Here is an 8,017-nt window from a genome sequence, read left to right on the forward strand (position 1 = left end):
TGGCAACGACATCAGCCTGCAGCTCAACCGCCTGGGCCAGAGCAACGGCGAACAAACCCCCGACGGCCTGACCGCCGTGCTCGGCAAAATGGCGGCGGGCGCCGGTGTGCCGGACCAGCTCGCGGCATTGGCTGCGCTGGGCGACGAGCCGTTCGAGTTCATCTGCATGCCCTGGGCCGACACCACCAGCCTCAACGCCTGGCAAGCGGTGATGGATGACAACAGCGGTCGTTGGTCGTGGGCCAAGCAACTGTTCGGCCACGTCTACACCGCCAAGCGCGGCACTATCGGCACCCTGGTGGCGGCCGGGCAAGGGCGAAATGACCAGCACGTGACCATCCAGGCCATGGAGCCGGGCGTGCCGCAACCGTTCTGGGTCCAGGCCGCAGCATTGGCTGCACGCACGGCGGTGTTCATCTCTGCCGATGCCAGTCGTCCGACCCAAAGCGGTAGCTTGCCGGGCCTCGATCCGGCCGACGCGAGCGAGCGCTTCACTCTGACCGAGCGCCAATCGCTGCTCAACTACGGCATCGCCACCGCTTACTACGAAGGCGGTTACGTGCGCATTCAGCGGGCGATCACCACTTACCAGAAGAACGCGTTCGGCCAGGCGGACAATTCCTATCTGGACAGCGAAACCCTGCACCAGTCGGCCTTTATCGTGCGCCGCCTGCAGAGCGTGATCACCAGCAAGTACGGGCGCCACAAACTCGCTGCTGACGGCACGCGCTTTGGCGCCGGCCAGCCGATCGTCACCCCGAGCACCATCCGCGGTGAGCTGATTGCCCAGTACGCCAAGCTCGAACTGGAAGGCCATGTGGAGAACGCCGAGCTGTTCGCCGAGCACCTGATCGTCGAGCGCGACAGCCAGGACCCGAGCCGGGTCAACGTGCTGTTCCCGCCGGATTACGTCAACGGGCTGCGGGTGTTCGCGCTGCTCAACCAGTTCCGTTTGCAGTACGACGCGGCGGTGTAGGCCCCGCGCTTTTCGCAACTGATTCCAGCCCGCCGAGTGCGGGCTTATTTTTGGGAGAAACATCATGGGTCAACTGATTGCGGGCACCTGCTACGTCAAAGTGGACGGCGCTCAACTGACCATCAACGGCGGCTGCGAAGCACCGTTGATGGCCGTCAAGCGGGAAACCGTGGTGCCGGGTTTCTATAAGGAAACCGACATCACCCCGTCTTTCAAAGTTACCGCGCTGCACACGCCGGACTTTCCATTGAAGCAACTGATCGCCGGCACCGACATGACCGTCACCTGCGAATTCAACAACGGCAAGGTCTACGTGCTGGCCGGTGCCTACCTGGTGGAAGAGCCGGTGGCCAAGGGCGACGATGCCGTGATCGAGCTGAAATTCGAAGGCATCAAGGGGACCTGGCAATGACCGATACGGTGAAGCTGCAAGCGGCCATCGAGGCCCACGGCGAGTCATTGACCGAACTCACCCTGCGCCGCCCGACGGTGCAGGAGGTGCGGGTAATCAAGGCGCTGCCGTACAAGATCGACAAGGGCGAAGACGTGAGTCTGGACCTCGACGTCGCCGCCAAGTACATCGCGGTGTGCGCGGGTATTCCGCCGTCGTCGGTCAACCAGCTCGACCTGGTGGACTTCAACGCGCTGAGCTGGGCCGTCGCCGGTTTTTTCATGAGTGCGGCGCAGGCTCCGTCGCCGAGCTGATTGCGGTGGCCTATGACCTGGCCTGGTTCTGGAAGGTTGATCCCGAACAGATGCTGGCCAGGCCTTTGGATACGCTCCGGGAATCCCTGGAGCATGCGCAACGGATCAATGCGATGCAGCAGGTGCAGTGATGGCAGAAGCTCAGAAAGTAGAAAGTACCGCCGTGCGCCTGACCGGGATCGACCAGCTGTCGCCCAAGCTCGCTGCGCTTCAGGCCACGGTCGGGCGCTTCAGGCAGAACCTGGAACAGACGGGCCTCGGCAAGCTGGATATCGCCGGTTTGGTAAAGGGCGGTGGGCTGGCGGCACCGTTTATCAGCGGTATCAAATCGGCGCTGGCGTTCAAGGCTGAGGTCGGCGAGGTCAATGCCGCCGTGGGGCAGGGCGTTACCGAAACGGCGGCGCAAGGGCTGAAGGATTTCAACGCGTCGCTGGACAAGGTGTCGGTGGCGTTTGGTACTGCGCTGTTGCCGGCCGTCACGGCGGTGGTGGTCGGGTTGGAGCCGTTGCTGACGACGGTGGCCCAGGTGCTCACCGAAAATCCGCAACTGGTGCAGGGCCTGGCTGCCGGCGCAGTAGCGTTTACCGCGATGCAGGCGGCCGTCACCGGCGTGTCTCAGGCACTGGGCTTGATGCAGCTGCTGCTCAGCGCCAATCCGATAGTTTTGGTGGCTGTAGGCATTGCCGTGGCGGCAGGCTTGATCGTTGCCAACTGGAAGCCGATTTCGGCATTTTTTGTCGGGCTCGGCGAACGGGTGATGGCGGCGATTGGAACCTTGGGCGAGTTTTTCCAGACGGTCTTTGCGTTTCGTCCGCTGGAACAGGTGATGCGCTTGTGGGGGCCGATCACAGGCTTTTTTGCCGGGTTGTGGACGTCGCTGAAGGTGATGGCGCAGCCCTTGGTCGGCTTTTTCACCACACTGTTTTCCTGGTCGCCAATGGGTTTGATCGTCAACAACTGGACGCCGTTGAGCGGCTTTTTTGCGGCCCTCTGGGACTTGCTCAAGGCGCTGAGTGTGCCGGTGGTCGAGTTCATGAAAAGTCTGTTCAGTTGGTCACCCCAAGGGCAAATCATTGCCAACTGGGGTGTGATCAGTGAGATGTTTGCGGCGATCTGGAGTGACTTCAAACTCACCGCGCTGGCGGCTTTTACCATCGTCAGCAGTTACTTCGATTGGTCGCCCCTGGACAAGGTTTCTGCCGTCTGGGGTAGCGTCAGCGGTGCATTCGCCTCCATCTGGGGCGATATCAAGTTGCAGGCCCAGGACGCCTTTGTAGTGTTGAGTGGCCTGTTCGACGACTGGCATCCGATGGAGCAACTTGAAGCCATGTGGGCACCGGTGCTGAGTTGGTTCACGGCGCTATCGGAGAAGCTTGCGGTGATCACCGCACCGATTCGCAAGCTGTTCAACGGTGGGCTGGGTGAGGTGATCAACCAGGCGACCGGCAGTGTGCTGGAGTTGACCACCGAGCAACAGGAACGTAATGCCGAAAGCGCGCGCGATCCGTCCTGGTTCCGCAAGGGGCCTGGCTTGGTATCACCGCTGGCGTCCAGCTCCAGTTCGCTGCTGCAACAAACCGCTGCCAACAACCGCACGCAGCTCAACGGCGATTTGCGGGTGAGCTTCGACAATGCACCGGCGGGCCTGCGGGTCGACCAGCCCAGAACCAACCAGCCCGGCCTGAGCGTCACCCCACGTGTCGGCTACCGTTCCCTGTCCCTTGGAGGCTCCAATGAGCTGGCGTGATCGTTTGTTGCCGGCGTCGTTTCGTGGCGTCGGGTTTTGGGTTGACCAGGCGAAAGTCCCGGTCGGCAAGAAGGGCCAGTTGCACGAATACCCTCAGCGCGACCTGCCTTTTTTTGAAGGGCTGGGCCAACAGTCCAGGGTGCATGAGCTGACGGCATTTGTAGTGGGCGAGGATTGCCTGGAGCAACGCGACAAGTTGCTCAAGGCCCTGGAGGAGGGGGCCGGCGAGCTGGTGCACCCGTGGCTTGGACGGTTGCAGGTCAAGGTCGGCGAATGCGAGATGACCCAAACCCGCCAGGACGGCGGGCTGGTGACCTTTGCCCTGAAGTTCTATCCCGACGAACCTTTGAAGTTTCCCACTACGGCGGTCAATACCCGCCAGCTGTTGCTGGTGTCGGCCGACAGTTTACTGGGTTCGGCGGTGCTGCGCTTTGAGCAGGCCGTCGCACTGGTGAAGCAGGCGCGGGTGGGCATCCAGGCGTTGCGCAATGGCCTGGCAGAGGTTTACCAGGTAATTGAGCAGCAATTTGCCCCACTGATTCAGTTGTATGGCGACCTGAATGCCTTGGTCAAAGCCATCAAGGAAGTGCCCAAGGAATTGAGCACCGAGTTCAAGGGCTTGCTCGGCGATGTGAAGGAGTTGAAGGCATTTGCCCGCAACGGCTATCGCGGCATGTTGGCCAACCTCTCGCAGCAGGTGGAAGCGGCTCGCACTATCGACGTGCCGAAGCTGACCACCGGCAAGGACAGCGTGGCGGCGGTGCAAGCCACTGCCAACCTGGTACAGGACGCGTTGTGGGTGAAGATCGCCCATTGGCTGGCGGACGTACCGGTGGCGACAAAAGCGGTGACCCTCAGTACCACGCCATCCCTGGCGCAACAGGCGGCACAGCCGGTGCAGCGCCGCGAAGTGCCGGTGGCCGACGATGTGCTGGTGCTGCGTGACCTTCTGAACGAAGCCATGTGGCAAGCCGCATTGAAGGCCGACGCCGGGCACTATGTTGCGCTGAACGACCTGCGCCAACAGATGTTCGCGCATCTGACGGCGGTGGCTTCGTCCGGTGTCCGGCTGGTCAATCTGACGCCGATGCGCAGCATGCCCGCCTTGCTGTTGGCCTATCAGCGGTTCGGTGACGCGACGCGAGTGGGCGAGGTGGTGCAGCGCAATCGGGTGGCCCATCCGGGCTTCCTGCCACCGGCGGACCTGCAAGTGGTCAGGGAGTAACCCATGAACGAGTTGGACAATGCCGTCACCCTGACCGTGGACGGCCTGGATTATGGCGGCTGGAAAAGCGTGGAAATCAGCGCCGACCTGGAGCGTCAATTTCGCACCTTCACCCTCAACATCACCTGGCAATGGCCCGGGCAAACCCTGGCGGCGCCGATCAAGCCCGGCGCCCGTTGCCAGGTACGCATCGGTTGCGACCTGGTGCTCACCGGCTTTGTGTTCAAGGCGCCCATCAGTTACGACGGCCGACAGATCAGCCTGAGTATTCAGGGCGGTTCAGTGACCCAGGACCTGGTGGACTGCGCAGCGATAAACCAGCCCGGCCAGTGGCGCGGGCAAAGTGTGCTGAGCATCGTCCGGGCGCTGACGGCCACCTATGGCGTGGAGGTGCACAGCGAGATTGCCGAAACCGCGCGCCTGCATACCCACAGCATCGTGCCCGGGGAGACGGTATTTCAATCCATCGACCGCTTGCTGACGTTGTATCGGGTGTTCTCCACCGACGATGCGGATGGGCGCCTGGTATTGGCATCGCCCGGTAGTGCAGGGCGTGCGAATGACAGCCTGGAGCTGGGCCAGAACATCCTTTCGGCTAACGCACCGATGGACTTCAGCTCGGTATTTTCCGAGTACCGCGTCATCGGCCAGCACAAGGGCGATGATCAGAAAAGTGCAGCGGCGGTCAGTGAGGTTTCAGGGATTTCCCGGGATGAAAAAGCCACGCGAAAACGCGTCACGGTGATCAGCGAACCGACGCAGTTGACCCCCGAGCTGGCCCAGCAACGCGCCGACTGGGAACGCGCCACCCGTACCGGAAAAGCCCTGACCACCACCTACACCGTGCAAGGCTGGCGGCAGTCCAACGGCGATTTGTGGCGCCACAACCTGTTGGTGCGGGTGATCGATCCGGTGCTGGGCTTTGACCAGGACATGCTGATCTCCAAGGTCACCTGGTCGCTCTCCGACCAAGGTTCGATCACCACCCTACAGGTGGCGCCGCCGTCCACCTTTAATGCCAATCCGTTGCCATCCGCTTAACCACCAAGGAATTTCCATGAGCTTACTGACTCGCCTGCTGGCGCGCGGCACTGTCGTGCTCGCCCACTCGGCCACCAAGCTGCAATCGCTGCAAATGCGCCTGACGGCAGGCGAAGTGAACGACGACATGGAGCACTTCGAACCCTACGGTTTTACCAGCAACCCTCTGGCGGGTGCTGAAGGCATCGCCACCTTCCTGGGCGGTGACCGCTCCCATGCCATCGTGCTGGTGGTGGCCGACCGTCGCTATCGCTTGCAGTCCCTGGCGCCGGGTGAAGTGGCGATCTATACCGACGAAGGCGACAAAGTTCATTTCAAGCGCGGGCGGGTAATCGACATTGAAACCGGCACCTTGAATATCCGCGCCAGCCAGGCGGTGAACATTGATACGCCGACCCTGACCCAGAGCGGCAAGATCATCTCCCAGGGCGACCAGATTGCCGGCGGCATCAGCCAGATCCAGCACGTGCATGTGGGCGTCCAGCCCGGCAGCGGCCAGACCGGTGCGCCGGCGGGAGGCCAGTGATGTTCGTCTCCGACAACCTGAAAAAGGCCCTGACCCGCTCGGTGCTGATCAGCCTGTTCACCTGGCGCCGTGCCGCGCCGGATGACCCTGTTGACGATGACGAGCGCTTCGGCTGGTGGGGCGACAGTTTTCCCAGCGTGGCCGACGACCGTATCGGCTCAAGATTGTGGTTGCTGCGCCGGGTCAAGCTGACCCACCAGACGCAACTGGACGCCGAATTCTATGCCCGCGAAGCCTTGCAATGGCTGATCGACGACGGGCATTGCAGCGCCATCGAAGTCCTCAGTGAGCGCCTCGACGCCCAGCGGCTCAACCTGCGCACGCAGCTGACCCTGGCCGATGGCGAGCGCCTGGACATCAACCCTGATAACAGTTGGCAGGTGATCTATGCCGTTTGAAACCCCTTCGCTGCCGGTGCTGATCAAACGCACCCAAAGCGACCTGGCCAGCGATTCGCTGCGCCAGTCCGATGCCCAGGTCCTGGCGCGCACACTGAGTGGTGCGGCGTTCGGCCTGTACGGTTATCTCGATTGGATCGCTGAGCAGATCCTGCCGGATACCGCCGATGAATCCACCCTGGAACGCATCGCTGCGCTGCGTTTGAACCAGGCACGCAAGGCGGCGGTAGCCGCCAGTGGCACCGTGAGTTTTACCGCCGCTGCGGGCGCGGTGCTGGATGTGGACACGGTGCTGCAAACCAGTGATGGTCGCAGCTTCAAAGTCACCGCTGCCGGTACCACCCATGCAGGCCTCAACACCGCCACGGTGCAGGCGATTGATGCCGGCACGCTGGGCAACGCTGATGCCGGGCTGAGCCTGATTGCGGTCCAGCCGCTGCAAGGTATTGGTTCGACCTTTACCGTGCTGGCGCCGGGGCTGACCGGCGGTGTGGCGCGAGAAACCCTGGAGTCGCTGCGGGCGCGGGTGATTCGTTCCTATCGCGTTATTCCCCAGGGCGGTTCGGCACAGGATTACGAGACCTGGTCCCTCGAAGTGCCCGGCATTACCCGCGCATGGTGTCGCGGCAATTACCTGGGGCCGGGGACGGTGGGGGTGTTCGTGATGCGTGACGACGACCCGCAGCCGATCCCTAATGCAGCGCAGTTGGCGCAGGTTCAAGCCCATATCGAACCGCTGCGGCCAGTCACCGCTGATGTGTATGTGTTGGCGCCGGTGATGAAACCGGTGGCTTATCAACTGCGCTTGACCCCCGACACCAGCGCCGTGCGCGCGGCCGTCGAGGCCCAACTGCGAGACCTGCACAACCGTGAAGCCGGCTTGGGCGACACCTTGTTGCTGACTCATATCGCCGAAGCCATCAGTACCGCGACCGGCGAGACCGATCACACCCTCACAAACCCGTTGGCGGACGTTACAGCGGCGACGAATCAGTTGCTGGTGTTCGGAGGTATCACATGGCTGGAGTGAGAACCGCTGGCCAGTATCAGGAACAACTGATCGCCTTGTTGCCCAGCGGGCCGGCCTGGGATCTGGAAACCGTGCCGCAGTTGGAGACGGTGCTCAAAGGCATCGCCGAAGAGCTTACGCGCATCGACGCCCGCGCCTGCGACCTGCAAAACGAAATGGACCCCGTGACCGTCAGCGAACTGGTGCCGGAGTGGGAAAGGGTGATGCAACTGCCCGACCCTTGCCTGGGCTTGAGCCCGCTGTACGACGACCGTCGCCTGGCGGTGCGTCGACGTCTGTTGGCGGTGGGCAGCCAGCGCGCCGCGTACTACATCGAAATCGCCCGCAGCCAGGGTTATCCCGACGCCAGTGTCACTGAACATCGCGCCC

11 protein-coding genes are annotated in these 8,017 nt (G+C 62.5%); all 11 read left to right on the top strand.

The window, feature by feature from the left end; translation table 11 throughout:
• Positions 1-976 (top strand): phage tail sheath subtilisin-like domain-containing protein (locus HX846_RS18885; RefSeq protein WP_178965880.1); only part of this gene is annotated, 976 nt, incomplete at its 5' end.
• A gap of 64 nt (positions 977-1,040) precedes the next feature.
• Positions 1,041-1,388, top strand: a complete 348-nt coding sequence (locus HX846_RS18890; protein ID WP_010170089.1) for a phage tail tube protein — start codon at positions 1,041-1,043, stop codon at positions 1,386-1,388.
• Entirely contained in the window at positions 1,385-1,681 is a 297-nt protein-coding gene (locus HX846_RS18895; protein ID WP_178965881.1) for a phage tail assembly protein, read from the top strand. Before HX846_RS18890 ends, HX846_RS18895 begins: the two co-directional genes overlap by 4 nt.
• A gap of 5 nt (positions 1,682-1,686) precedes the next feature.
• Complete coding sequence (locus tag HX846_RS39620; RefSeq protein WP_010170085.1) at positions 1,687-1,812, top strand: hypothetical protein; 126 nt, start codon at positions 1,687-1,689, stop codon at positions 1,810-1,812.
• Complete coding sequence (locus HX846_RS18900) at positions 1,812-3,428, top strand: hypothetical protein (RefSeq protein WP_178965882.1); 1,617 nt, start codon at positions 1,812-1,814, stop codon at positions 3,426-3,428. The genes HX846_RS39620 and HX846_RS18900 overlap by 1 nt, the downstream gene beginning before the upstream one ends.
• Positions 3,415-4,653, top strand: coding sequence for a DNA circularization protein (locus tag HX846_RS18905; protein WP_178965883.1), 1,239 nt, complete (start codon positions 3,415-3,417; stop codon positions 4,651-4,653). Before HX846_RS18900 ends, HX846_RS18905 begins: the two co-directional genes overlap by 14 nt.
• A gap of 3 nt (positions 4,654-4,656) precedes the next feature.
• A complete protein-coding gene (locus HX846_RS18910) occupies positions 4,657-5,694 on the top strand; it encodes a phage baseplate assembly protein (RefSeq protein WP_178965884.1) in 1,038 nt (345 codons plus the stop codon).
• Between the two features lie 16 nt (positions 5,695-5,710).
• The gene (locus HX846_RS18915) at positions 5,711-6,220 is read left to right on the top strand and encodes a phage baseplate assembly protein V (RefSeq protein ID WP_177019268.1); all 510 of its coding nucleotides are present in this window, start codon (positions 5,711-5,713) and stop codon (positions 6,218-6,220) included.
• On the top strand, positions 6,220-6,618 hold the full coding sequence (locus tag HX846_RS18920; RefSeq protein WP_178965885.1) for a phage GP46 family protein: 399 nt from the start codon (positions 6,220-6,222) through the stop codon (positions 6,616-6,618). Before HX846_RS18915 ends, HX846_RS18920 begins: the two co-directional genes overlap by 1 nt.
• On the top strand, positions 6,608-7,648 hold the full coding sequence (locus HX846_RS18925; RefSeq protein ID WP_178965886.1) for a baseplate J/gp47 family protein: 1,041 nt from the start codon (positions 6,608-6,610) through the stop codon (positions 7,646-7,648). The genes HX846_RS18920 and HX846_RS18925 overlap by 11 nt, the downstream gene beginning before the upstream one ends.
• Positions 7,636-8,017: putative phage tail protein (locus HX846_RS18930; protein ID WP_178965887.1), on the top strand; the 382-nt coding region annotated here is incomplete at its 3' end. The genes HX846_RS18925 and HX846_RS18930, both read left to right, overlap by 13 nt.

The organism is Pseudomonas sp. K5002, assembly GCF_013386655.1.
Classification (GTDB): domain Bacteria; phylum Pseudomonadota; class Gammaproteobacteria; order Pseudomonadales; family Pseudomonadaceae; genus Aquipseudomonas.